Origin of the sequence: Acetobacter sp. DsW_059, assembly GCF_002153695.1 — a bacterium.
In the GTDB taxonomy this organism is placed as follows: domain Bacteria; phylum Pseudomonadota; class Alphaproteobacteria; order Acetobacterales; family Acetobacteraceae; genus Acetobacter; species Acetobacter thailandicus.
This window is the reverse complement of record NZ_JOPI01000016.1, coordinates 56,316-80,527: the sequence shown is the minus strand read 5'-3', so window position 1 is coordinate 80,527 and position 24,212 is coordinate 56,316. Positions and strand designations below refer to the sequence as shown.

Here is a 24,212-nt window from a genome sequence, read left to right as displayed (position 1 = left end):
AATGCTGACTGAAGAAATAGTTTTTCTATTTTAAAAAACGGTTTTCAGTCAGTTTTTTATATCTGCGGCCGGAAGAACACCCTGCTTAATTGCGTAACGGGTTATGGGTGAAACGATGAGCCAGAGCTGACGAGTCAGCTGTCTGAGGGAGCAGGCCAAGCAGTTGCAGCTCATCACAATACTGAGCAACCTGCTCACGTAGTTTCTGCCCTGTAATCGCCTGTATGACCGGTTCTTTCTGGAGCATCCGGAATATGGTCTGTGCGTTTAATCCGTCAGATGTCTGGGCCATAAGAGTAGCGGTTTCCTGCAAATGAGTGCGGGACCATTTTGCAGCATCTTTCAGGGCCAGAGTGAGTGCTGTTGCTGCATCTGCTTCGGTGTCAGGGGCAGTATGGCTGATACCAAGTACCAGGTTTGTACGCTCTGAATAAGCGCCCGTTGTACTGCCTGCCAGTTCAGAAAATACGCCTGGCTGCGTGCTGAGCAGCTGCCACCCTTGCGGGTCATCCGTCACTACCGCGTCCGCTTCAGCGAGCGTATCCGGCGCTGTCAGTGTGGCATCAGGTACGATTTTCCAGTTTATTTTTTCCATAGAGTTCATGCCCTTGCGGCGCATCATGGTGGCGAAAAACAATTTTCCTGCATTGTTGTGCTCGCCAACCAGAACAGTACGGTTCAGGAGCAGGTTAAGTCTCTGAATGCCTGTCGCGCGCCGCACGAGCAGGCGAAATGTTCCTGGCTGTACCCCCAGAATAAGGCTGGCGGCCAGTCCCTGATTGAGATGTGTTAACCATGTAGTGGCGGGTGCAACCGCAAAAGAGGCCTCTCCTTTTGTCAGGGCTGTTATAGCCTCATCCCCGTCTTCAGGAGGGTTGTTAAAGGGCAGGAGATCGAGATTGTAGTGCGTAAGAAAATTTTTCTGCGCAGCAACATTCAGAACCGGGCTGTTATCTGCGTCAGGCCATGCCAGGCGTATCTGGTGGTAAAGGCCATCAGCTCTGCGGCGGGGGTGATGATGCCTGTGCAGATGGTACAGCTCAGCACTGCCTGCGGCTGCCGCTCCGGCTAATCCACAGAGCAGAAACGTGCGGCGCGGGAAAGTGCCGGGAGGGGGGCCTGACATGCTCATGTTCCTGATCTTTCTAACGCGGAGAGATCTGTACTGTCACGGCAGAAACAGTTGCGATAAAAAAAATAAAAAAAATCACATAAGGGGGTTTACGAGCCCCGCCAAATGCGGTTATACGATGCCTCGCTGATCCCGAATAGCTCAGTTGGTAGAGCAAGCGACTGTTAATCGCTGGGTCGTAGGTTCGAGTCCTACTTCGGGAGCCAGCCTTTTCATAAAAATATAAATATTGTTTCTCAAGGGTGCTAATCGTTGCGTCTTCTGACTATATACGCGTGTGCCGGGCAGAATCTGGTGGAGCTGCGTTATCAGCAGCCCCGGGGTAGTATCAGCGCAGGGCCGCAATGCCGGTCAGTTCGACTTTCCATGCCGGGTTAGCCAGTTTTGCTTCAACTGTTGCACGGGCTGGTTTATTATCCTGGTCTAACCAGGCGTCCCATGCTTTGTTCATTTCTGTAATATCGTTGATATCAGTCAGAAAAATCTGAACGGAGAGAAGACGGCTTTTGTCAGTGCCAGCCTTGCTGAGCAGAGAATCAACCTGGCGCAGAATGTCAGCCATCTGTCCTTTTACATCAAGTGACGGATCATCAGCGACCTGACCAGCCAGGTGAATCAGACCATTATAGATAACTGCGCCACAAAGGCGTTCTTCGGGTTCAAGGCGCGTAATATCGCTCATGACAGGCTCCTGTGTGTCAGAAAAGAAAGCCTCAGCTTAGAGGCATATTATCAATAAGACGAATATCCCCCAGGCTTGCGGCAACAAAGAGGCGGGCAGAAGGGTCTGCCGCTGCTGTGATCTTCAGTGTCTCGCCTGAGCGCAGTTCGAGATAATGCACAGTAAATCCTGCCTGGGTAAGTTTGGTGCGGCAGGTGACAAGTGCGTCTTTTTCTGTCTGATTATGTTTCATGCTGGCAATGCATGCGAGCAGAAGAGAGGGGAGTTGCGCAGCCTGCCGGCGCTGCTGAGCTGTCAGGCGACGGTTGCGTGAAGAGAGAGCAAGCTGATCAGCTTCGCGCACAACCGGTACAGAGAGCACAGAAACAGGGAAGTTCAGATCTTCAGTCATGCGGCGGATAATGCTGAGCTGCTGGAAGTCTTTTTCACCAAATACAGCCACATCAGCGCCTGTCTGCATCAGTAGTTTGGTGACAATGGTGGTTACACCATTAAAATGCCCGGGGCGGTCTGCACCGCAGAGAATAGTATCTGCGCCGCTGACGGTTACCTGCGTTGAAAAATGTTCGGGGTACATGTCCTGGCTGTCGGGCGTGTACAGCACGTCGACGATACCGGTCTGCCTGAGGAGGTCTGCATCGGCCTCAGGGCTGCGTGGGTAGAGGCGAAAATCATCTGCGTTATTAAACTGAATGGGGTTAACATAAATCGTGACAATGCGGCGGGTGACTTTACCGTCCAGGGCACGCACAAGTGCCAGGTGCCCGTTATGAAGAGATCCCATTGTTGGCACGACACCTATGGTTTCGCCTTGTCTGTGCCATTGAGTGACCAGGCGGGCCAGTTCCTGCCGGTCTGTAATAATCTGCATGTCAGATCCTGGTTGTGTAATAAAAGATACTATACTTATAAAGCACTTCTGCTCTGAAGAAAAATAATGTGGTGTTTTCGCTGTTAACGCTATATCGGGAGCATATGCAGGCCGTGACGCTGTTTTGATGACAAAGCGTCGCGGTTTTTTTTGCCTTCAGGATATGGCACCTCATCTTATGAACACAAAAACTCTTTTCTCTGGCATGGCGCTTGCTTTTGGGGCGTACGCGTCATTCTCGATCAGTGACGCGTTCTCTAAAATGCTGGCGGGACATATGAACCCGTTTGAGGTTGCTTTCTCAGGTGGTGTGTTCGGGCTGCTTATTCTGCCATTTATACGCAAACCACATGAGTCGTATCTCGATGTTGTGCGGCCGCAAAATAAGGCTATGTGGGTTTTGCGTGCTGTGTGCGTTTTTGTGGCGACAGCAGCCAGTGTAAAGGCTTTTATGCTGCTGCCTATGCCTGAGGCTTTTTCTCTTATGTTTCTGATGCCGTTATTTGTTACTATTCTTTCAGTTGTGTTGCTGAAAGAGAAAGTGACGATATGGGCGTGGATTGCGGTTGTGCTCGGGTTTGTCGGTGTGCTGATAGTGCTGCGCCCTGGTGTGCGTGCCCTGAATATAGGGCATTTATGCGCTTTGCTCTCAGCTATATCATGCGCAGGTAGTGTTATAGCCTATCGTGTGGCTGATAAAGAAAGTGTGCGTTTGTCTCTGTTTGGCTCAAGTCTGGCGGGGCCGCTTATCGGTAATGGTATTCTGATGGCCGCTAATGCAGCCTGGCCGCCGCATATTACTGCCTGGGTATATTTGTTTGGTTATGGTTTTCTGGCTGCATTAGGGCAGCTGCTGCTTATGCTGGCGACAGCCCGTGCTCCGGCTAACCGTGTTGCTTTGCCGCAATATAGCCAGATGGTCTGGGCCATTGCGCTAAGCTATATCGTTTTTCATGATGCGCTGGATGTCTGGACCTTTGTTGGTATTGCCGTCATTACTTTTTCAGGCATGCTCAACTGGTTTCGTCAGCGTATTCGCTACGAGCGTATGGCCATGAAGGAGCGTGCAGAGCGTAATCGTGCTTTGAAAGCCGGGATGTTGAAATAAAAAAGACCATCAGCTTTCTCTCTGTCGTTCAGCCATGGACCATGTAGGGAGCATTGGCTTCTGTGGTCTGGCAATCGGTTTAAATGGGTTTGTTTTTTAACCCCATTTATGTGCTGTCTGCTGCCTGACCAGAGGGTGATATGATTTTAAGGGTGGTATAATTATATGAATATTGCCAGTCTGTTAAAAAAATATACAGTTTTTTCAAGATAGATGATGAGATGGGTATGGAATATATAAGTTATAATGGTGTAGCTGCCGGTATAACTAACCAGAAACTGGCGCTTATTGGCCTGGCTCATAAAGCGCTGAGAGAGAAGAAGGGTATAAAGCTTCCTCCTCTGGTTATGTTTGATCCGCAGAGCAGAGAACCCCGGCCACGGGTTGATTTTGCGTCAGTATTTGATGTTCGTTATATTTGTTATGTTCTTAACGCCTTTTCCATTCCTGTTAAATACGGGCCGGATGATGATTATCAGGAAGTTGATTCCTCAGCCTGCTTCTGGGAAGGTGCAGAGCGGTTTGGAGAAACTAAAATTCTTGGTGATATGGCGCTTTATGGGCTGACGTGCCAGCTCACCAGGGCTTTTATTCTGAATGACACTATAGAAGAAATTGCTACGATCATTGGTGATGGTATTTTTCAGGATCGTGATATCAAACATGTTATACAAATGCGTGTTGAGAAAGACTGGGAAGATTACAGCCATAGTGTTTTAAGCCCTGTTAAGTATGAAGATAATTTACTGGCGCCATCAGCTATTCTGGCGAAAGCCAAAAATAAATTTGGATATTTATTATCATCAGCATTAATTCTGTGTGATGAGGATAATATGCCATACTCAAAAGAAGAAATAAGAATTATAGCAAAAAAAGATTTCAATATTTATTTATACTGGAAGTCTGATTTTATTAATATAAGAGAATATGATACCCTTACCTTATCACTAATTGATTTTTCTCTTTCTTTGAAAGCGCCTTTTTTTGTGGGGACATGTAAATCTACTTTTTCATGTTTTGCTGCATTTGAAAAATATTGTAAGGAGCGGCATGATACGCTCAATCACTTTATTTATAATGGACAGGCACCAGAGCTGGAGGAACGTTTTGATAACGGCACCAGTACAGATTCACGTATAGCAACTAAAAACTTTTTTGGGCGCAAATGCCTTATGCCTCGCCATGAGAAAGAAGTTGCTCTGCCTGTAAGGCTGTCAGCTCATATTTCTAATATTGGTGATTTTCATACACAGAGTTCTGTTGCCTCTTTCCCGGAAGGCATTCCTGTGGTGGTGGGTTACTTTGAAAATACTGCCCGTTTCAGAATTGAGGGGTTTGAGCTGCATATAAATCCTGAAAATTTACGGATCAGGTATAAAGCTGTGTTGTTGAATGGCCGCACCAGCGACTGGGTAGCGAATGGCGTATATTGTGGCACCAGAGGGGAAGGGATGCCGCTTGTCGGTTTTGCTATAGAGATAGCCGGGCCGGAAAGTCTGGAGCTGGATTGCGTTTATGCAGCACAGTTTTCAAGCGGAGAAATTGTCACGGAAGTTAAGAATGGTGAGATGTGCCGCAGCACATCAGGGATAGAGAAGCTGATATCTATGCAGGTCTCTTTTCGAAAAAAGAAGTTTAAGAATAGCTGAAGAGAAATTGGACAGGTTTCACATTATACGAACATTCGGTCTGCAGGTGGGTGTTCGTGTGTGACCAGAAAAAGAAGTGAGTTACGAGCAGGAGAAAAATGTAGAGCCGGCGTAAATAGTACAGTCGGTATAACAGGTTAAGCCGCTGCTGCTCATTGTCAGGTCAGTATATATCCTTTTACCCGATAATTTTTCTGTTTTTTCGTGATATTAATATTTTCACTGATAGTTTTTGACACACTGAAACAGGCCTGCTTAACACTGTCACACAGAGCATAAAAGCCTGGGGGCGGGACAACACATATTATGACATTTTCTGTCGTGCAGCCGGTCGTTAAAGGGTGGTGTCCAGGTCTGCATATGCCCATGCAGGCGGCTGATGGCTGGCTGGTGCGGGTGCGTCCGCTTTTTGGCCGGGTCAGTGCGCAACAGGCACTCCTTCTGGCTGATGAAGCAGAGCGTCATGGCAATGGTGTTATCACGCTTACAAATCGTGGCAGCCTGCAGCTCAGAGGGTTTACTTACGAGCAGGCGCTTCTTTTTCCCCGGCGTATGGTTGAGGCGGGTCTTGGTCTGCCTGATCCGGGTGCGGAAAAACGCAGGGCATTACAGGTTTCGCCTCTGGCCGGGCTGGATAAAGACTGCGCTGTACAAACGCTTTCTGTCGCTTATAATTTGTCAGAACAGCTTATGAGCTCAGAGAATTTGTCTGCTTTGCCGGATAAATTTGGCTTCGTGGTTGATGGTGGTGGTTTATGCCCGGCTGGTGCCTTAAAGGGCGATATATCTTTGCAGGCTGTGGCTGGTTCCGACACTTTGTGGCAGGTCGCCTGTGGTGTTGCTCGCAGCGAGGCTCTTGATGCTTCAGGTGTTGTCTCGCTTGCTCTTGATCTGGCCAGGCGCTTTGTTGAGCAGGCCGATAAAACACGCCCGCTTCGCCAGCCTGAAACAGGCTGTCTTTTATTTGAAGCGTGTAACCAGCCGTATGAGCGCGTAATAATCCCGCCGCAGAAAAATCCGTTGCTGACTGGTTCTCTGGTGCCGGGTGTGTATGGTCTGGGTGTGGCACTTGGCTCTCTGACGCCTGAAATTTTACGTGATTGTGCCGCCGTTGCCAGTCAGGGTGATGGATATATCAGACTGACGCCGTGGCATAGTCTGATCCTGGCAGGGCAAAATGCGATGCCTCAGATCACAGGACTTCTGACAGAGCATGATGAGGCCAGGCTGCGCGTTTATGCCTGTTCTGGTGCGAAGGGATGTGCACAGGCTGCCCACGATATACCGGCACAGGCCCTGGCTCTGTCAGCTTTTTTGCCGTCAGGTGCTTCACTTCATGTCTCAGGGTGTCGTAAGGGGTGTGCTCATCCTGCTCCGGCAGATGTCACAGTTGTGGCTACTGCTGGTGAGTATCATCTTGCCAGAAATAGTAGGGCAGGTGATGCCCCTGTGTGCAGGGTGACAGATTTTGAAGCCGTGTGTGCTTTTGTGCGCTCAGATATGGGTGAAGGCGGCGGTTAAACGAAGGAGTGAGGGCCATTATGGCTGGTTATGACTATATCCATGATGGCGCGGCCATTTATCAGCGGTCTTTTTCTATGATCCGTGATGAGGCAGATCTGAGTGCCTTTCCTGTTACTGATGCTAATATTGTGGTGCGTATGATTCACGCCTGCGGCATGGTTGAACTGGCTCAGCATGTCAGCATGTCAGCTGATTTCACGTCTTCTGCACGTCAGGCACTGAAGGGTGGATGTCCGGTTTTGTGTGACTCAGAAATGGTAGCACATGGTGTTACCCGTGCCCGTCTGCCTGCTTCTAATCCGGTCGTTTGTACGTTGCGTGATGAACGTACGCCTGAGCGTGCAAAGCTGATTGGTAACACACGTTCCGCCGCAGCGCTTGACTTCTGGGGTGAGAGGCTGAAAGGCGCAGTCGTGGCAATCGGCAACGCGCCCACCGCGTTGTTTTATCTGCTCGAACTGCTTGATGCCGGTGCACCAAAGCCTGCGGCTGTTATTGGTTTGCCGGTTGGTTTTGTCGGTGCGGCTGAATCGAAAGAAGCTTTGTCTCAGCGTACAGATGTTCCCTGGCTTATTGTGCATGGTCGTCTTGGTGGCAGTGCAATGGCTGCAGCTGCGGTCAATGCTCTGGCCAGCGAGACTGAATAATGGCTACAGGCACACTGCATGTTGTAGGGGTTGGTCCGGGCAGCCCTGATCTGCTTACGGTAAGAGCTGCCCGCCTGATCGAGGGTGCTTCGGTGGTAGCTTATTTTTGCCGTGAGGGGCGTAAAGGGCACGCCCGCACTATTGCAGAGACATACATTACTGAAGGGACGCATGAGCTGCGCCTGGTGTATCCGTTCACGACAGAAATCGCAGTGGAAGACCCGGATTATCAGCGTGGTATCCAGGCGTTTTATGACCGCAGTGCGCAGCAGCTGGCAGATATGCTTACACAGGGGCAGGATGTCGTCGTGCTGTGTGAGGGCGAGCCTTTTCTTTATGGTTCAGCCATGTATCTGTTTGACCGGCTGAAAGAGCAGTTTGCAACCTCGGTTGTGCCTGGCATTGCCGCTATGAATGGCTGCTGGTCACAGGTTCAGCTGCCCATGACGCACGGTGATGATGTTCTGTGTGTTATTCCTGCGACATTGCCTGAGGCAGATCTGACCCGCTGGCTGCAACAGGCTGATGCGGCAGTTATTATGAAAATAGGCCGTAACATGAGCAAAGTGCGCAATGCCCTTGTACAGTCAGGCCGTATGTCAGATGCGCGCTATGTGGAGCGTGGCACGCAGCCGGATAGTTTTTCCTGCCCGTTTGAGGAGTGTGGAGAGACCGCACCATATTTCTCGCTGGTGCTGGTTCCGGGACGAAAGGGTATCAGATGAGCGGGCGTATCAGCATTATCGGCCTCGGGCCTGGTAATATTTTGCAGCGTACTCCCCAGGCAACACAGGTGCTCGAACAGGTGACCGACCTTGTGGGGTATGGCCCTTATGTGCAGCGGGTTGAAGCGCCGCATCATGTCATTCGTCATAGTTCTGATAACCGTGTTGAGGCTGAACGCGCACGTCACGCTCTTGAAATGGCTTCAGCTGGCCGGCATGTCGGCGTTGTGTCAGGTGGTGACGCCGGGGTATTTGCCATGGCCAGTGCCGTTTTTGAGCAGGTACAGCTTGGGCCTGACACATGGCGGACGCTTGATATTGAAGTCATCCCCGGGGTCAGTGCGGTTCTGGCGGCTGCGGCGGCACTTGGTGCGCCACTGGGAGGCGATTTTTGTGTGATGTCTCTTTCAGATAACCTCAAGCCCTGGCCAGTTGTTCTGCGGCGGTTGCAGCTGGCGGCAGAGGCCGGGTTTGTTATCGCCCTTTATAATCCGCGCTCGCAGGCACGCCCCTGGCAGCTTGGTGAGGCCTTGCTTCATCTGCGGCAGTTTGTGCCGCTTCATACGCCTGTTGCGTTTGCCCGCGCTATTGGTCGTCCCGATGAAGCCGTCAGAATAACCAGTATTGAAGAGGCTGATGCCGACCTGGCGGATATGAGCACTCTGGTGCTGATCGGGTGTGCAGCCAGCCGGTTGATTGAGCGGCCTTCTGGTCATCAGCCCTGGTTTTATACATTGCGCAGTGTTGTGGCGGAGTAGTTTTGTAACCAGCTGAGAGCCTCCTGCGCTGTATGTACGCAGGGGCCGGCTGGCTGCGCTGGCCGATCGATTATTAAGACCGGAATATTCAGCTGCCTTGCGGCTTCTATTTTTGCAAATGTTGCTTTTCCACCTGAATTTTTTGTGACAAGCCAGTTAATCCGGTGCCGGCGAAGCATGTCATATTCGCCAGCCAGGTCAAAAGGGCCGCGGGCAGTGATGAGTGTTGTGTAGGGTGGCAGGTCAGCCGGCAGGGGTGCTTCGATTGAGCGCAGAATATAATGGTGCTGTGGTGCATTTTTAAAAGGCGTGGTTTCTTTGCGGCCGGTGGTTAAAAAAATCTGTAAAGGCTGGGTGATCGCTGCCAGAACCATGGCTGCCTTATTCAGGTCCGGTGCGTGGTGCCAGGTGTCTGCTGGTGTAGCTTTCCAGCCCGGGCGTTTGAGACGCAGCAGGGGGAGTGAGAGCCTCTCACATGCTATGCTGACATGCTGGCTCATGACAGCTGCAAAAGGGTGTACTGCATTCACAACAGCCTGAATTTTATTGTGGCGCAGCCAGTCGCAAAGTCCATCAACCCCGCCAAAGCCACCGGTGCGCACTGACAGGGCTGGCAGATGTGGGTTGCGCGTCACACCAGCAAGAGAGAGTGTTGGTGCAAAGTTATTCTGGTATTCCAGAAGAGTACACAGGGTGCTGGCTTCGGTTGTGCCCCCGAGAATCAGAACAGGTACAGGCGGTGAGTGCAGAAGAGGCATGATCAGAAGTCTTTGCTACAACACGCTATTTTGCGTCATACGGTAGGTTATATCAGTGTGACACGTTATAGCACCAGGATTCGGAGAGGGCATAAGGCATGATCGTACCCAGCAGAAATATGCCCTGGCTGACGGTCATAGGCGTGGGGGAAGAAGGGGCAGAAGGCCTTTCTGCCACAGCACGCGCGCTTATTGAAACTGCACCGTGGATTATTGGAGGAGAGCGGCATCTCACCTTATGTCGCTCGCTCATAAAGGGTGAGGCCCATTCGTGGGGGCAGCCTTTTTCAACGGGCATCGAACAGGTTCTGGCGCGCAGGGGGCACCCGACACTGGTTCTGGCCTCAGGTGATCCGTTTTTTTACGGGGTAGGGGTTACGCTGGCGGCTCACCTGAGTTCTGAGGATATGGTCTGCCTGCCTGCTCCGTCATCTGTTTCACTGGCCTGTGCCCGGCTGGGCTGGGCGCGTCAGGGTTGTCAGGTTCTGTCTGTCTGCGGGCGCCCGATGGAGGTGCTGCGGCCTTTTTTGCAGCCTGGAGCGCGCCTTCTGGTGTTATGTGCTGATGAGACAACTCCGGGGCTCTTACTCTCCTGGCTGACCGAGCTGGGTTTTGGCCAGGTTCAGTGTCATATTCTCGAAGCGCTCGGGGGGCAGCAGGAGAAGCGTGCTTCCTGCCTTGCGTATGAGGGGATTACAGAGCCTGTTAACAGGCTCTGTATGGTCGCTCTTGAGATACCACAAAGCACAACACAGTCTGCTCTCTCGCGGGCGGCAGGTTTGCCTGATTCCTGCTTTGAGCATGATGGCCAGCTTACAAAACGTGAGGTGCGTGCAGTGACATTATCCTCTCTGGCACCAAGAGCCGGAGAGCTGTTGTGGGATATCGGTGGCGGGTGTGGGTCTGTGAGTATTGAATGGATGCTGACTGACCCGACCTGTCGGGCTGTTGCGGTTGAGCGTGTGCCTGAACGCGCAGCGCGTATTGCCCGCAATGCTCAGATGTTAGGTGTGCCTGATCTGCATATTGTGCAGGGTGAAGCCCCTGAGGCTTTATATAATTTACCTCAGCCATCTGCCATTTTTATTGGCGGCGGGGCAACTGCCCCCGATATGCTTGAGATAGCGTGGAGCAGACTGAAACCTGGTGGACGTATTGTTGTTAATGCTGTTGTTGCAGAAACAGAAATACGGGTGTTAGAGGCCTGGCAGAAATGGGGTGGTGAGGTGAGCCGCCTGAGTGCTGCACGTCTGACTGCTGTTGGCTCATTGCATGGCTTTAAACCGGCTATGACGGTTACGCAGTGGGTAGCCTGGAAGCCGGTGGAGTGAGATTTTACCGCACTATAGCGGGTCTGGGCTGGAACAGCCATGCCACAGCCGAACAGGCAGTTCATATTGTGCAGAAGATGATGTGTCATTATGGCGTGGTAAACCTTACCTGTCTGGCTGTGCCTGCCTTTAAAACCAGCCGGCAGCTGGCCGGCGATGTAGCCGCCAGACTGGATGTGCCTTTGTGCTGGGTTAATGATGCAGAGCTTGCTGATATACAGCCTTTGTGCCTGACATATTCTGGTGTAGCGCGCCGTCTCACCGGCTTTGCGTCGGTTGCTGAGGGGTGTGCCCTGGTTGCAGCCGGAGCAGAGGCTCAGCTATATGGTCCCGGGCAGAAACACGGGGGCATTGTCTGTGCCCTGGCAGGAGGAAAGAAAGCGTGACCGTTCATTTTATAGGGGCAGGCCCGGGGGCTGCTGATCTGCTGACTGTGCGGGGGCGCGATATTCTGGCTTCATGTCCGGTGTGTCTTTATGCAGGTTCAGTTGTGCCACCTGATATGCTTAAATTTTGTCCGCCGGGTGCGCGTCTTATTGATACAGCTCCTCTGACGCTTGATCAGATTGAGGCGGAATATGTGAAAGCGCATGAGGCGGGTGAAGATGTGGCTCGCCTGCATTCGGGGGATTTGTCGATATATAGTGCGGTTGCTGAGCAGACCCGCCGTCTTGACCGGCTGAATATTCCCTGGCGTATGGTACCGGGTGTACCTGCTTTTGCCGCAGCCGCTTCTCTTCTGGGGCAGGAGCTGACTGTACCCGGTGTTGCGCAAAGCCTGGTACTTACCCGTATGACAGGCCGAGCCTCAGCAATGCCTGAGAAAGAAAAGCTGGCGGCTTTTGCGGCAACAGGAGCAACTCTGGCAGTTCACCTGGCAATTCATGTGCTTGATAAAATTGTTGAGGAACTGACACCCTTTTATGGTGCTGACTGCCCTGTAGCGATTGTTGCCCGTGCCACATGGCCTGATGAGGTTGTGCTGCGTGGTACGCTGGGTACCATACAAAATGTGTTTGAGCAGTCACCTGTTGAGCGTACGGCCCTTGTGCTGGTCGGGCCTGCTCTGGGGCATAAAGAGTTCCGAGAGAGTGCGTTATACGACCCTGATTACCGTCGTCGTTTCAGAAGCTGAGGTCGTCAGTGTTCTTCCGTGCGGCCTACGCACTGGCCGGCACGGTTGCAGACAACAACATCAGCTTTGATACTGGCTGGTGCCAGTGCCTGCTGCACGGTTTTGAGCGCAGTTTGTGCGATCAGGGTTCCAAGAGGAATGTTTTCCTCCTGTGTCAGTAAAAATGCCTCGGCTACCGTCGGGCTGGCCGCAATGGCGCTGATGAGGGGGGGAGAGGCACCTCCTGTGGCAGCGAGTTCTGCCAGAGCACGCATGTCAGCCTGGCCGCGTTTTGAATGCAGGTCTAGCCGCCCCTGGCCCAGCTTGGTCATTTTTGCAATGCCTCCGGCAATGGTCAGGCGTGGCACAGGGTGCTGGCGCAGATATTTGAGCATCCCTCCGGCAAAATCGCCCATTTCGATCAGAGCGGTCTCAGGCAGGTTATAGAGTTTTTGTACAGTGTTTTCGGAAACATTGCCGGTGGCGCCGGCCAGGTGGTGCAGGCCTTCTGCTCTGGCAACATCAATGCCGCGCTGGATGCTGTGAATCCACGCAGAACATGAAAAGGGGACGACAATGCCTGTTGTGCCCAGAATAGAAAGACCACCGACAATACCAAGGCGCCCGTTCAGAGTGCGTTGTGCCAGGCGTACACCGTCCTGTACTGAAATGATGATTTCTGCATCGGGCAGAGAGCCGTTAACTTCACTCAGTGTCCTGCACATCATAGCGCGGGGCACGGGGTTAATGGCGGCTTCACCCGGGGGGAGCGGCAGACCCGGTCGCGTTATGGTGCCAACGCCGGAGCCTGCACGAAAAACGACGCCACTGCCCTGTGGCAGGTGGCGGACTGTGGCGCGAATACAGGCTCCGTGGGTAATATCAGGGTCATCTCCTGCATCTTTTATCACCTCAGCATAAGGGTTTCCGTTGTCTGTGCCATAACGGCAGATGGAAAAAACACACGATGACCCGTTGGGTAAGGTGATCGGCACAGTCGCTGGCGGATCATAGCCCAGCAGCAGCATCCAGGCGGCCCGGGTTGCGGCTGTAGCGCAGCTTCCGGTGGTCCATCCCCGGCGGAGCGGTGGTGCTGTGTCTGTCATAACCATTCTTTTACAAAGCTGAATTGTCAGGGAAAAGAGTTATCTCCGTACAGATGTGAAGATGCTTTCATCATACTGCATTTTGTCCGTGGTGAGAGAGCTGTTTTTTATGATAGAAACAGGCATGTCCTATGCTGATTTTATCCATCTCCGTGTACATTCTGCTTATTCTCTGAGCCAGGGCGCTATTCGTGTTCCTGAGCTTGTCAGCCTGGCGCAGGAGATGCAGATGCCAGCCGTGGGCATGACAGACTCGGGCAACCTGTTTGGTTCGCTTGAGTTCTCGCAATATGCCAGCAAGGCCGGGGTGCAGCCCATTACAGGGTGTCAGATCAATCTGCCGGCACGTAATCCTAAGCCGGGGGCTCCGCTCGAGCCGGTTGTGCTGCTGGCACAAAATCCGGCAGGCTTGTCTAACCTGCGTATTCTTTCCTCTCTCGGGTTTCAGGAGTCTGACCCCGCCGCTCCGGTTGTGCAGATGCAGACACTCTGTGAGCATTCCGAGGGTCTTATTTTGCTGACCGGGGGGACGCGCGGGCCATTGTTTCAGATGCTGGCTGAGGGGCAGAAGGATGAAGCGGAACGCTGGCTTGCACAGCTGCACGAGACATTTGACGACCGGCTGATTGTTGAGCTGCACAGACATAATCTGCCGGTCGAAAAAGCCGTTGAACCGGGGGTTCTGGCTCTGGCTGACAGTTTTGGCCTGCCACTGGTGGCAACGAATGAGTGTTTTTTTGCCCGTCGCGATATGTATGAGGCCCATGATGCCCTGATCTGTATTGCTCAGGGGCGTACAATGGCAGAGCGTGACCGCTGGCGTGTTACACCTGAGCACTGGTTTAAACCACCTGAGGTGATGCGCGCTTTATTTGCTGACCTGCCTGATGCCTGTGACAATACACTCGAGATTGCCCGTCGCTGCGCGATTAAGGTTGAGACCTGTAAACCTCTTTTGCCAGTGTGCCCCAAGGTGAGGGAGGGATCAACGGAGGATGAAACGCTGCGTGCCATGGCCTGGGAAGGGCTGGAGGAGCGTTTTATTAAGCTTAAGCCTGATGACGCCACGCGTGAGATATATAAAAACCGTCTGGCGTTTGAGCTTGATGTGATCTCAAAAATGGGGTTCCCCGGTTATTTTATGATCGTGGCTGACTTCATCCAGTGGGGAAAGGCGCATAACATCCCGGTCGGGCCGGGGCGAGGTTCTGGTGCAGGGTCTCTGGCCGCCTGGGCACTGACGATTACAGATATTGACCCCATTCCGTTTAACCTTCTGTTCGAGCGGTTTCTTAACCCCGAACGTGTGTCTATGCCTGACTTTGATATTGATTTCTGTCAGGACCGGCGTGACGAGGTTATTGCTTATGTGCGGCGCGAATATGGTGCTGACCGCGTGGCGCAGATTATTACCTTTGGTAAGTTGCAGGCCCGTGCAGCAGTGCGCGATGTCGGGCGTGTGCTTGGTTTGCCTTATGGCATGGTCAATCGTGTAGCTGAGCTTATTCCTAATAATCCCGCTCAGCCGGTCACGCTGAAGCAGGCTGTTGAGGGTGAGCCCAAACTGCAGGAAATGCGCGATGAGGATGAAGCACTGCGCCGGCTGCTTGAAATAGCGCAGCAGCTCGAAGGGCTTTATCGTCATGCCAGTACACATGCTGCCGGTGTCGTGATTGGCGACCGCCCACTGGTTGAGCTGGTTCCGCTCTATCGCGACCCGAAAAGCGATATGCTGGTTACCCAGTTTAATATGAAGTTTGTTGAGCAGGCTGGCCTGGTGAAGTTTGACTTTCTTGGTCTGACGACGCTTACCATTTTGCAGCGCGGTATCAACTTTCTCAATAAAATGGGTGTTGAGGTTGATCTGGGCCTTATTCCGCTCGATGACCCGATTACGTACGAGATGCTCAGCCGGGGTGATACCGCCGGGGTGTTTCAGTTTGAAGGTGCAGGTATGCGCGACGTTTTGCGTCAGATGCGTCCGACCCGCCTTGAAGATCTGATTGCAGCCGTGGCGCTTTACCGTCCTGGTCCGATGGCAAATATTCCTGATTACTGCCGGCGTAAGCATGGTGAGGCCTGGGAGCCACCACACGAGGAGATTCGTGAGATTCTTGAAGAGACCTATGGCATTATGGTCTATCAGGAACAGGTGATGCAGATTGCCCAGAAAATGGCTGGTTATAGTCTGGGTGGTGCGGATTTGCTGCGGCGTGCCATGGGTAAAAAAATTCGTGCTGAAATGGATAAGCAGCGTGAAATTTTTACAGAAGGAGCTACAGCACGCGGTATTGACCATGACAAAGCTATCGAGGTGTTTGACCTCATGGCAAAATTTGCTGACTACGGCTTTAACAAATCGCATGCTGCCGCATATGCTCTTGTGTCGTATCAGACCGCCTGGATGAAGGCGAACCATCCGGTTGCCTTTCTTGCCGGCTGTATGTCGCTTGCGCGTGAGCGCACAGAAAAACTTGCCACTCTGCGCCAGGAAGCGGAGCGTATGGGTATTAAGGTTCTGCCACCTGATATTAATAAGTCAGAAGCTGATTTTTGTGTTGAGACGCTGCCTGATGGCACACACGCCATTCGTTACGCACTGGCTGCAGTGAAGCGTGTTGGTGCCGGTGCGATGGAGGCTCTGACAGCTTCGCGCGGAGATAAACCATTTAAGGACCTGGCTGATTTTACAACACGGGTTGATCCTAAGCATATTAACCGCATGCAGGTTGAAAACCTGGCAAAGGCGGGAGCTTTTGAATGCCTGGATCAAAACCGTGCCCGTGTGTGTCGTTCGGCAGATACCTTGCTCAGGCGGGCGCAAAGCCAGGCGCAGGAGGCCGCATCAGGGCAGATTGGCCTGTTTGGTGGTACAGGCCATGTTGAACCGTTACGGCTGGCTGAGGGGCCTGACTGGCCTGAGTTTGAACGGCTGACGATGGAGGCTGATGCTATCGGTTTTCACATGACGGCTCATCCGCTTGATGCCTATGGTCCCGTGCTGCGGCGCATGGGGGTGACTAAGTCCTCAGCGTTGCAGGCTGCGGCAGAGGCGGGCGTGACCCGCGTCAGCATTGCCGGCTGTGTCGTTGATAAAAAAGAACGCCCGACCCGCACAGGTAATAAAATGGCCTGGGTGCGGTTGTCAGATGCCGGTGGCAGCTGTGAGGTCACTCTGTTTTCTGAAGTGCTGGGGCGTGTGCGTGAAAAACTGGTCACCGGGGCAGCCGTTATGGTCAAAGCTGAATTAAAACTCGATGGTGAAGCGATGCGTATTACGGCCAGCGATGTGACGGAGCTGGAGGATGCAGCAGCACAGAGTAAAAGCATTTTGCGTGTCTGGGTTGGTGGGGAGGAGGCCTTGCCTCAGTTGCGTGAGACGCTTGAGCAGCAGCGTGGCGGCATGGGGCGTGTTGTGTTGTTGCCTGATGTCAGTGGTGAACGTGATGTGGAGCTTCGCCTTAAAGGGCTTTACAGGGTAACGCCTCAGCTTAGTCAGCGCCTTAAAACATTCACGGGTATTTCCCGTGTTGAGCAGGTTTAAGGCTCAGCATGGTGCAGTTATGGGCGCAGCTTCTGCCATGGAAAGACCCGGAAGCTGTTTTCGCTGCCTGGGGGGAGAGGCCCTGGTGTGCTTTCCTTGATAGTGGCGGCCCGGAGGGAGAGCGCAGCCGCTGGCAGATTTTATGCATTGATCCCGAACATGCTTTTATCGTTCCTGCTGGCGATGAAGCTGGTTCTGCCAGTGTATTTAAACGCCTGCGTCACTTTATGCCTGTACTGGCAAAGGGGTGTAAAAAGCCTTTAAATCTGCCATTTTACGGTGGCTTTATAGGTTTTGCCGGGTATGGCTGTGGCATGCAGCAGGAAAAAATAGCGACACGTCATATTGATGATGCTGAACCACAGGCGGCTTTTGCGCTTTATAATCACGCAGTTCTCTGGGATCGGCAGGAAAAGCGCGCTTATGTTGCCGGGTTTTGTCGCGATGATATGTCAGGCTGGCAGCAGGCTGGCCTTCAGGCACGTTTTCATACGGCCTGGGCAGAGCTTTCTTCAGAGGTGCCTGTTGTGCCGGCTCTGCCTCGTCTTGCTTTTGAAGCAGACAGGCCGCGCAGTGGCTATTGTATGGCTGTCATGCAGGCGCGTAACTATATTGCCGCGGGTGATATTTTTCAGGTTAATGTAACCGGGCGTTATAGTGCCTCTTTGCCTGAAAATTTTTCTGATGTCGCTTTATACAGCGCCCTGCGCCGTCAGGCCCCGGCGCCTTTTGGTGCTTATTTACGGTGTGGCCACAATTATGCGCTGCATTCAACATCGCCTGAGCGTTTTTTGCAGGTTAGCACGCAGGGTGAGGTCAGTACCCGCCCGATTAAAGGGACAGCACCGCGCGGGCGGGATGCTCAGCAGGATATCGCGCTGGCTAACGCTCTTTCAGAAAATGAAAAAGAACGTGCTGAAAACCTGATGATCGTTGACCTGATGCGCAATGATATCGGGCGTGTTGCACAGACAGGAAGTGTGCATGTGCCGGATCTGATGCAGGTAGAGCGGTTTGAGCATGTGCATCACCTGGTTTCTGAAGTGCGGGCTCAGCTTAACCCTGATCAGGATGTGTTTGATCTGTTGCAGGCAACATTACCGCCTGGTTCGGTTACCGGTGCACCTAAACATCGGGCTATGCAGATTATTGATGAGATTGAAGCCGGTGCACGAGGTGCTTATTGCGGCGCTGTTTTGCAGATCGGGGTAGATGGTCGTCTTGATAGTTCTGTTATTATCCGCACTCTGGTCAGGCACCGTAACCGCCTGCATGTTTCAGCCGGTGGTGGTATTACCATTTTGTCTGACCCTGAGACGGAATATGAAGAAATGCGCCTTAAGCTCAGGCCGTTACTCGCGTTGTTTGGGGCTGAACCGTGAAGGGTGTTGTCTGGCTGAATGGCGCTTTGTGCCCGGCTGATAAGGCTTATGTATCAGTGGCAGACCGTGGTCTGACCCTCGGTGACGGACTTTTTGAAACATTCAGGGTAGATAAGGGGAAACTCTTACATATCGGGCTGCACATGGCGCGCCTTCAGGCAGGCAGTACGGTGCTTGCTCTGCCAGTGCCAGAGCAGGATGTCGTTGAACAGGCAGCGGCATCATTACTTGGAGCGCTGAATATTGAGCAGGGGTCAGCGCGTCTGACGGTTACACGAGGTGCCGGCCCAAGGGGGATTGCGCCGCCTGCACAGTCACAGCCGACAGTCTTTATGACCGCCTCAGAGGGCGCTTCTGTTCCTGCTGATGTGACACTGATAACCAGCCAGCTGGTACGCCAGGATGAACTTTCCGTGTTGTGTCAGTTTAAGACACTGAATTACCTGCCTTCCATTCTGGCACGGCAGGAGGCGATAAAGGCCCGGGCGGGGGATGCCCTGATTTTGAACACAAAAGGCCGTGTTGCTGAAACAACAGTCAGCTCTGTGCTGGTACAAAAAGCCGGGCGGTTTCTGACACCATCACAGAAAGAAGGCGCTTTGCCAGGGGTGGCCTGTGCTGTGCTGCGTCAGAAGGGTTTACTGGATGATGTCGTTCTGACGAGAGAGGATCTGATCCAGGCTGATGCTGTTTATCTGGTCAACGCGCTGAGCCTGCGTTGTGTGACAAGCCTGGATGGTATGCCTCTCAGGCAGGACAGAAACGGATTTTATAGAGTATGTAAGGAACTATCGTTAATAACATGACAAAATTTGTCCTGTTTTTTCGGTAATTTTTATGCATTTCAGCCTGCCGGAAAATTTGTATCAGGCTGTATAGCGGGTGTAGCCTGCTCCCCGTTATGTGAAAGGATTCGTGGGCCATGTTGATGGAAGCTTCGAAAAGCCAGAAAGACGATCAGGACAGAAAACCAGAATACGATCTGCGCCAGATCGATTGTGACCCTGACTTCTGGTACCCTGTAGCCTGGTCGCACAAGGTCAGACGTGGCAAGGCATTTGCTGCACGATATGCTGGTTATCCTGTTGCGCTTATCCGCCCTGAAAGCGGGCCGGTTTATGCACTGGAAGATCGTTGTGCTCATCGACAGGTGCCCCTGAGCAAAGGTGTTGTCGAAAAAAACTGTATCAAATGCTGCTATCATGGCTGGTCATTTGATAGTGACGGTCAGTGCGTAACGGTGCCTTATCTTAACCGTGAAGGCGTTGGACGACCGGTTCGCTCTTTCCCCTGCCGTGAAAAAGGTGGCCTGATTTTCATTTTCCCGGGTGACCCTGCACTGGCAGACAGTGTGCCGCTGCCTGGCGTGGCACAGGTGGGTAATCCTGATTATAAAACCCGCCAGTTCAGCCCGCGCCTGAAATGTCATTATACCTTTATGCATGAAAATCTGATGGATATGAATCATCAGTTTTTGCACCGGCGGCAGATGGGCTCTATTACAGCGCGTTTTCTCGGGCAGGATAAAGGGGAGAACTTTCAGGAGGCCCGGTACAGTTTTGCCCGGAAAGGTGGTGAGCAGCCACTGGCTGAGGCGTTGATTTTTGGCCGCCATAAAGATCTTCAGGGGCGCGAGCAGCCTGTTGAGGAGGTTGTGTCGATACGTACAACCTATCCGTATCAGACACTTCAGATCCACGATAAAGATGGTGATCTGATTATGGATCTGTGGGCCTGTTATGTGCCGCTGGGTGCTGACCAGCAGGGCACGCAGGCTTTTGGTTTGTTGTCAGTAAAAAAACCGAAATGGGGGTTTTTGCTTGATCTGGCCTGGCCCGTTCTGGGGCTTTTCACGCACCGTATTTTCGAAGAAGACCGTGAAATTGTAGAGCTTGAGCAGAAAGCCTGGCGTGAGCTGGGGGGGGACCGCAACATTGAAGTTTTCCCCACAGTTAAGGCGCTGCGTGGTCTGCTTGCCCGGTGTGGTGTGCCTAATAAGATGGCTAAACCTGTACAAAAAGGCTGAGACTCTGGCTTTTTACCTTGCATGACCGCCAGAATCTTGTCATATCGGCACAGCCTGGCCGGTGCCAGGACGACACACGCGAGGCCTTGCACCTCTGGTGTCCTGCCAGAATGGCGGGGCAAGCTTCGCGGAGGATTAACCAGAATGGTAGGATTGACGCCCCATGGCGATGCCTGATTTCACACTCCGTCAGCTCCTTGAAGCTGGCGTTCACTTCGGTCACCACACACGTCGCTGGAACCCACGTATGGCGCCGTACCTGTTTGGGGTACGTAACCAGGTTCACATCATCGACCTGCAGCAGACTGTTGGTCTGCTTGACCGTGCACTCCAGGCTGTTCGTAACACAGTTGCTGGCGGTGGCCGCGTTCTTTTCGTTGGCACCAAGCGTGCAGCAGCTCAGCCTGTTGCTGAAGCAGCAAAACGTTGCGGTCAGTATTATGTGAACCACCGCTGGCTCGGCGGTATGCTCACCAACTGGAAGACCATCACAGGTTCTATTAAGCGCCTGCGTCAGATCGAGGAAATGCTCGAAACCGGCACAGCTGGTCTGACCAAAAAAGAAATTCTTGAGCTGACCCGCGATCGTGACAAGCTCGAGCGTTCACTGGGCGGTATTAAGGAAATGGGCGGTCTGCCTGACATCCTGTTCATCATCGACACCAACAAAGAGAAGCTGGCTGTTGAAGAAGCAAACAAACTGGGTATCCCGGTTGTTGCTGTTCTCGACAGTAACTCTGACCCGAAAGGTGTTACGTTCCCTGTTCCGGGTAACGATGACGCCATTCGCGCAATTTCTCTGTATTGCGACCTGGTTTCTTCTGCTGTTCTCGATGGTATTTCTGCAGAGCTGGGTGCTTCTGGTCAGGACCTCGGTGCTGCTGAAGAACTGCCAGTTGAAGCTGCTCTGGTTGCTGAAGCAACTCCAGCCGCCAGCTGAAGCCTGATAGAGCGCAGCGCGGGGCATTTTGCCTCGCCTGCCTCAGGGTGAATGTGTGCCTGTACCTGCAGGCAGATGATGCGGTACGCGCCCCATGCAGGGCGCGTTGCCGGTTTTTAAGGAGATTCTGATATGGCGGCTATTACCGCTGCACTGGTCAAAGAACTGCGCGAAAAAACTGGCGCAGGCATGATGGACTGCAAAAAAGCCCTCAACGAATCAAACGGTGAAGTTGAAGCCGCAATCGACTGGCTGCGCACCAAGGGTCTTGCTGCTGCTGCTAAAAAATCTGGCCGTACAGCTGCTGAAGGTCTGGTTGGCGTTGCGTCAGAAGACAAAAAAGCCGCTATGGTTGAAGTGAATGCTGAAACCGATTTCGTAGCCCGTAACGAAGCTTTCCAGAACTTTGTTGAAAGCGTAGCTAAAGTTGCGCTTAAAGTTGGTGAAGACCTTGAAGCGATTAAGGCTGCTGTTCTCGACACCGGGCGCACAGTTGCTGACGAACTGACACATCTGATCGCTACCATCGGCGAGAACATGTCTCTGCGTCGTGCACGTGTTTTCACTGTGCCTTCAGGCGTTGTTGCTACTTATGTTCATGGTGCGCTGCGCCCTGGCCTTGGTAAAATTGGTGTTCTGGCTGCTCTCGAAGCACCATCTGCTGATGAAGCTGTGCTGCAGCTGGGTCGTCAGATTGGTATGCACGTTGCTGCAACCCGTCCATCTTCTCTTGATGTTTCAAGCCTGAACCCTGAAGAAGTTGAGCGTGAGCGCGCTGTTCTGGTTGAGCAGGCCAGAGATTCAGGTAAGCCTGAAGCGATTATTGAGAAAATGATCGAAGGTCGTATCCGTAAGTTCTATGAAGAAGTTGTTCTTCTTGAGCAGGTATGGGTGCATGACGGTGAAAGCCGCGTTAAGGCCGTTGTCGAAAAAGCCGGTGTTAAACTTGCTGGTTTCGATCGCTTCCACCTCGGTGAAGGCATTGACAAAGAAGAAGATGATTTTGCGGCTGAAGTTGCAAAAGTATCTGGCGTCTGAGCTATTGCTGAGATGACGAACAGGGGCGGGATTTCCTTCGGAGAGGAGGAGATTCCCGCCCTTGTGCTTTCTGTTACCCCTGTGGGGGAGGCGGGAGCGCGTGTTCATGTGATGACCGAAGAGCACGGTCTGGTTCATGGCATGGTGTTTGGGGCACGCTCGCGTGCTGGTCGGGCTGTGTGGCAGCCTGGTACAATTATTAAAGCCCGCTTTCAGGTTTCTGGTCCGGCTTCTATGCCCCGCGTGTCGGGTGAGCTCCTTTATAGCTGCGCCTTTCGTCTGCTTGAGCAGCCACTGGCTTTATCGGTTATGCAGGCAGTATGTGCTATTCTTGACACCGCCTTGCCGGAATATGAACCGTCTTCGCTGCTTTTCATTAAAACTCTTGAAATACTGACGGCTTTGGGAAGTGACCCTGTGCAGGCTGAGCAAACAGCTCTGGCGCATTATGTGCGCTGGGAGCTTGTGGTGCTGACAGAGCTTGGTTTCGGTCTGGACTTGTCTCGTTGTGCTGTAACAGGCGCCGTGACGGGTTTATCCTGTGTCTCACCACGTACAGGGTGTGCTGTGACAGAGGAAGGCGCAGGCGAGTGGAAAAATAAGCTGCTGCCTTTACCCTCTTTTTTATTGCATGAGGAGGAGACCGGCTCTCATGCAGAATGGTATGACGGGCTGCGTCTGACCGGGTATTTTCTGGCTCGCCACGTTTATGGCCAGCGTCATGTGTTTATGCCTGCGGTACGTGAACGACTGAGTGCCAGGTTAAAAAAAGAGAGTGAGCATAATATAAATATTGATAGCACTCATTAAGAATTACTTCTTATCGAGGAAATGATTCTCTTCTAACCATTTCTGAGCAAGCTCCGGCCAGGGTGTGCCGCCCTGTGGTACGTTCATACCAAAACCATGGCCCCCTTTTTCAAATAAATAACGGGTTACGGGCACATGATGCGCCAGGCAGGCCTGCTGTAATATTGCGGTGTTGGCAGGGTTTGCAATGCGGTCATCAGCCGCCTGTATCAGAAAAAAAGGTGGGGCTTTATCGGTTATGTATGTCTCGACTGACCATGCTTTTTCTTTCTCTGGTGTTGGGTCCCTGCCAGCCAGAGAGCGGTGGGTGCGTGTTTTATTATAGGGAGGCTTCAGAGTCACAACCGGATAGGCCAGCATGGCAAACTGCACGTTAAGCGGGAGAGAATCAGCCTGGTCCACAGGCTGATAGGTTTGCCAGTCAGGTCGGCTGGCGCACATGCCCATGAGGTGCCCGCCCGCCGAAAAACCCATAAGGCCAACTTTATCAGGGTCGATATGCCATGTGGCGGCCTTATATTTAACCAGCCTGATAGCGCGTTGTGCATCCTGAAAAGGGGGGAGGCCGCCTTCATTCCACCCTTCTTCAGGCAGGCGATAGGTCAGAATAAAAGCCGTAATGCCCAGAGAGTTCAGCCAGCGGGCCGCAGGTATAGCCTCTTTACCTGTGGCAATGTAGTGGTATCCTCCGCCTGCGGCGATAATTATCGCCGTGCCGTTGGGGTGCTCAGGCTGATAGACGGTGAGTGTTGGTACAGATATTTTCGAGTATGCCCCGCGTGAAGAAATAAAAGGGCCGGATGAATCCGGACCCTGACCACCGGGGGGACGTTCGGGCCATAACGGAAAAGTTGTGCTGTCGTTCAGCATCGGTGCAGCTTTCGCATGTGGTAACAGAAGGGCATAGGCCAGAGCAGCTGAGGCTGTGGTGCTCAGAATTTTACGACGCGTTATAGAGGTCATAGCAAAAGCCTTGTATCTGAAACGCAGAACAGACCTATATGTGTATCAGTCACGCCAGAAATAGAAAGAGCAGAGTAATTTGCTGTTGCTGCCCAGTGCGGGGG

The 24,212-nt window shown here is 52.6% G+C and carries 22 protein-coding genes and 1 tRNA gene; 17 read left to right on the top strand and 6 right to left on the bottom strand.

The annotated features are described in order from the left end of the window. Positions 1-85: 85 nt before the first annotated feature. A complete protein-coding gene (locus HK25_RS04720) occupies positions 86-1,126 on the bottom strand; it encodes an ABC transporter substrate-binding protein (protein ID WP_233127697.1) in 1,041 nt (346 codons plus the stop codon). A gap of 136 nt (positions 1,127-1,262) precedes the next feature. Between HK25_RS04720 and HK25_RS04715 the strand changes: the two genes are divergently transcribed. Beyond that, a tRNA-Asn gene (locus tag HK25_RS04715) sits at positions 1,263-1,338 on the top strand. Positions 1,339-1,460: 122 nt separating this feature from the next. On the opposite strand, the gene HK25_RS04710 is transcribed toward HK25_RS04715, so the two are convergent. Both HK25_RS04710 and panC read right to left on the bottom strand, forming a co-directional pair. Then, positions 1,461-1,814 (bottom strand): RidA family protein, encoded by a 354-nt coding sequence (locus tag HK25_RS04710; protein WP_086553649.1) that lies wholly within the window; start codon positions 1,812-1,814, stop codon positions 1,461-1,463. Positions 1,815-1,845: 31 nt separating this feature from the next. Then, a complete protein-coding gene (gene panC, locus HK25_RS04705) occupies positions 1,846-2,685 on the bottom strand; it encodes a pantoate--beta-alanine ligase (RefSeq protein WP_086635475.1) in 840 nt (279 codons plus the stop codon). A gap of 178 nt (positions 2,686-2,863) precedes the next feature. On the opposite strand from panC, the gene HK25_RS04700 reads away from it, so the two are divergent. The 6 genes from HK25_RS04700 (at position 2,864) to cobJ (ending at position 9,096) form a co-directional block, all read left to right on the top strand. Then, the gene (locus HK25_RS04700; protein ID WP_369822905.1) at positions 2,864-3,793 is read left to right on the top strand and encodes a DMT family transporter; all 930 of its coding nucleotides are present in this window, start codon (positions 2,864-2,866) and stop codon (positions 3,791-3,793) included. Positions 3,794-4,341: 548 nt separating this feature from the next. Beyond that, a complete protein-coding gene (locus HK25_RS04695) occupies positions 4,342-5,442 on the top strand; it encodes a hypothetical protein (RefSeq protein WP_143295962.1) in 1,101 nt (366 codons plus the stop codon). Positions 5,443-5,748: 306 nt separating this feature from the next. Then, on the top strand, positions 5,749-6,963 hold the full coding sequence (cobG, locus tag HK25_RS04690; RefSeq protein ID WP_086635473.1) for a precorrin-3B synthase: 1,215 nt from the start codon (positions 5,749-5,751) through the stop codon (positions 6,961-6,963). Positions 6,964-6,983: 20 nt separating this feature from the next. Then, complete coding sequence (locus HK25_RS04685) at positions 6,984-7,613, top strand: precorrin-8X methylmutase (RefSeq protein ID WP_086553653.1); 630 nt, start codon at positions 6,984-6,986, stop codon at positions 7,611-7,613. Then, the gene (locus HK25_RS04680; protein ID WP_086635472.1) at positions 7,613-8,338 is read left to right on the top strand and encodes a precorrin-2 C(20)-methyltransferase; all 726 of its coding nucleotides are present in this window, start codon (positions 7,613-7,615) and stop codon (positions 8,336-8,338) included. Before HK25_RS04685 ends, HK25_RS04680 begins: the two co-directional genes overlap by 1 nt. Then, positions 8,335-9,096, top strand: coding sequence for a precorrin-3B C(17)-methyltransferase (gene cobJ / locus HK25_RS04675; RefSeq protein ID WP_086635471.1), 762 nt, complete (start codon positions 8,335-8,337; stop codon positions 9,094-9,096). The genes HK25_RS04680 and cobJ overlap by 4 nt, the downstream gene beginning before the upstream one ends. Here the strand turns inward: cobJ and HK25_RS04670 are convergent. Beyond that, positions 9,066-9,854: a cobalt-precorrin-6A reductase gene (locus HK25_RS04670; RefSeq protein WP_086635470.1), complete on the bottom strand. Its 789-nt coding sequence runs from the start codon at positions 9,852-9,854 to the stop codon at positions 9,066-9,068. The genes cobJ and HK25_RS04670 overlap by 31 nt on opposite strands. A gap of 98 nt (positions 9,855-9,952) precedes the next feature. Between HK25_RS04670 and cbiE the strand changes: the two genes are divergently transcribed. Genes cbiE through cobM form a run of 3 tightly spaced genes read left to right on the top strand, consistent with a single transcriptional unit; the run spans position 9,953 to position 12,320 of the window. Next, on the top strand, positions 9,953-11,185 hold the full coding sequence (cbiE, locus tag HK25_RS04665) for a precorrin-6y C5,15-methyltransferase (decarboxylating) subunit CbiE (RefSeq protein ID WP_086635469.1): 1,233 nt from the start codon (positions 9,953-9,955) through the stop codon (positions 11,183-11,185). Next, positions 11,182-11,571, top strand: a complete 390-nt coding sequence (locus HK25_RS04660) for a cobalamin biosynthesis protein (RefSeq protein WP_158092917.1) — start codon at positions 11,182-11,184, stop codon at positions 11,569-11,571. Before cbiE ends, HK25_RS04660 begins: the two co-directional genes overlap by 4 nt. After that, a complete protein-coding gene (gene cobM, locus HK25_RS04655; protein ID WP_086553658.1) occupies positions 11,568-12,320 on the top strand; it encodes a precorrin-4 C(11)-methyltransferase in 753 nt (250 codons plus the stop codon). The genes HK25_RS04660 and cobM overlap by 4 nt, the downstream gene beginning before the upstream one ends. Positions 12,321-12,325: 5 nt before the next feature. On the opposite strand, the gene HK25_RS04650 is transcribed toward cobM, so the two are convergent. After that, on the bottom strand, positions 12,326-13,405 hold the full coding sequence (locus HK25_RS04650) for a cobalt-precorrin-5B (C(1))-methyltransferase (protein WP_086635516.1): 1,080 nt from the start codon (positions 13,403-13,405) through the stop codon (positions 12,326-12,328). 124 nt (positions 13,406-13,529) lie between these two features. Here HK25_RS04650 and dnaE point away from each other — a divergent pair, with 124 nt between their 5' ends. The 7 genes from dnaE (at position 13,530) to recO (ending at position 23,145) form a co-directional block, all read left to right on the top strand. After that, on the top strand, positions 13,530-16,949 hold the full coding sequence (gene dnaE, locus HK25_RS04645) for a DNA polymerase III subunit alpha (protein ID WP_086553713.1): 3,420 nt from the start codon (positions 13,530-13,532) through the stop codon (positions 16,947-16,949). 8 nt (positions 16,950-16,957) lie between these two features. Then, positions 16,958-18,331: an aminodeoxychorismate synthase component I gene (gene pabB / locus HK25_RS04640; protein WP_086635468.1), complete on the top strand. Its 1,374-nt coding sequence runs from the start codon at positions 16,958-16,960 to the stop codon at positions 18,329-18,331. Continuing rightward, positions 18,328-19,137 (top strand): aminotransferase class IV, encoded by an 810-nt coding sequence (locus tag HK25_RS04635; protein ID WP_086635467.1) that lies wholly within the window; start codon positions 18,328-18,330, stop codon positions 19,135-19,137. The genes pabB and HK25_RS04635 overlap by 4 nt, the downstream gene beginning before the upstream one ends. 116 nt (positions 19,138-19,253) lie before the next feature. Further along, positions 19,254-20,357, top strand: coding sequence for an aromatic ring-hydroxylating dioxygenase subunit alpha (locus HK25_RS04630; RefSeq protein ID WP_086553661.1), 1,104 nt, complete (start codon positions 19,254-19,256; stop codon positions 20,355-20,357). 163 nt (positions 20,358-20,520) lie between these two features. After that, positions 20,521-21,297 carry a 30S ribosomal protein S2 gene (rpsB, locus tag HK25_RS04625; RefSeq protein WP_086553662.1) on the top strand — a complete coding sequence of 259 codons (777 nt, stop codon included), beginning with the start codon at positions 20,521-20,523 and terminating at the stop codon, positions 21,295-21,297. A gap of 132 nt (positions 21,298-21,429) precedes the next feature. Beyond that, the gene (gene tsf / locus HK25_RS04620; protein WP_086553663.1) at positions 21,430-22,335 is read left to right on the top strand and encodes a translation elongation factor Ts; all 906 of its coding nucleotides are present in this window, start codon (positions 21,430-21,432) and stop codon (positions 22,333-22,335) included. A gap of 63 nt (positions 22,336-22,398) precedes the next feature. Then, positions 22,399-23,145: a DNA repair protein RecO gene (recO, locus tag HK25_RS04615; RefSeq protein WP_233127695.1), complete on the top strand. Its 747-nt coding sequence runs from the start codon at positions 22,399-22,401 to the stop codon at positions 23,143-23,145. A gap of 3 nt (positions 23,146-23,148) precedes the next feature. Here recO and HK25_RS04610 read toward each other — a convergent pair whose 3' ends face one another. After that, the gene (locus HK25_RS04610; protein WP_086635465.1) at positions 23,149-24,108 is read right to left on the bottom strand and encodes an alpha/beta hydrolase; all 960 of its coding nucleotides are present in this window, start codon (positions 24,106-24,108) and stop codon (positions 23,149-23,151) included. Positions 24,109-24,212: the final 104 nt, after the last annotated feature.

Coding starts and splice junctions, on each gene's coding strand:
- dnaE (WP_086553713.1), top strand. CDS start 13,530: ATGTCCTATGCTGATTTTATCCATCTCCGTGTACATTCTGCTTATTCT.
- HK25_RS04610 (WP_086635465.1), bottom strand. CDS start 24,108: ATGACCTCTATAACGCGTCGTAAAATTCTGAGCACCACAGCCTCAGCT.
- HK25_RS04680 (WP_086635472.1), top strand. CDS start 7,613: ATGGCTACAGGCACACTGCATGTTGTAGGGGTTGGTCCGGGCAGCCCT.
- HK25_RS04630 (WP_086553661.1), top strand. CDS start 19,254: ATGTTGATGGAAGCTTCGAAAAGCCAGAAAGACGATCAGGACAGAAAA.
- HK25_RS04700 (WP_369822905.1), top strand. CDS start 2,864: ATGAACACAAAAACTCTTTTCTCTGGCATGGCGCTTGCTTTTGGGGCG.
- cobJ (WP_086635471.1), top strand. CDS start 8,335: ATGAGCGGGCGTATCAGCATTATCGGCCTCGGGCCTGGTAATATTTTG.
- cobG (WP_086635473.1), top strand. CDS start 5,749: ATGACATTTTCTGTCGTGCAGCCGGTCGTTAAAGGGTGGTGTCCAGGT.
- HK25_RS04650 (WP_086635516.1), bottom strand. CDS start 13,405: ATGACAGACACAGCACCACCGCTCCGCCGGGGATGGACCACCGGAAGC.
- rpsB (WP_086553662.1), top strand. CDS start 20,521: ATGGCGATGCCTGATTTCACACTCCGTCAGCTCCTTGAAGCTGGCGTT.
- HK25_RS04695 (WP_143295962.1), top strand. CDS start 4,342: ATGGCGCTTTATGGGCTGACGTGCCAGCTCACCAGGGCTTTTATTCTG.
- tsf (WP_086553663.1), top strand. CDS start 21,430: ATGGCGGCTATTACCGCTGCACTGGTCAAAGAACTGCGCGAAAAAACT.
- HK25_RS04720 (WP_233127697.1), bottom strand. CDS start 1,126: ATGTCAGGCCCCCCTCCCGGCACTTTCCCGCGCCGCACGTTTCTGCTC.
- cbiE (WP_086635469.1), top strand. CDS start 9,953: ATGATCGTACCCAGCAGAAATATGCCCTGGCTGACGGTCATAGGCGTG.
- HK25_RS04710 (WP_086553649.1), bottom strand. CDS start 1,814: ATGAGCGATATTACGCGCCTTGAACCCGAAGAACGCCTTTGTGGCGCA.
- HK25_RS04685 (WP_086553653.1), top strand. CDS start 6,984: ATGGCTGGTTATGACTATATCCATGATGGCGCGGCCATTTATCAGCGG.
- HK25_RS04670 (WP_086635470.1), bottom strand. CDS start 9,854: ATGCCTCTTCTGCACTCACCGCCTGTACCTGTTCTGATTCTCGGGGGC.
- pabB (WP_086635468.1), top strand. CDS start 16,958: ATGGTGCAGTTATGGGCGCAGCTTCTGCCATGGAAAGACCCGGAAGCT.
- panC (WP_086635475.1), bottom strand. CDS start 2,685: ATGCAGATTATTACAGACCGGCAGGAACTGGCCCGCCTGGTCACTCAA.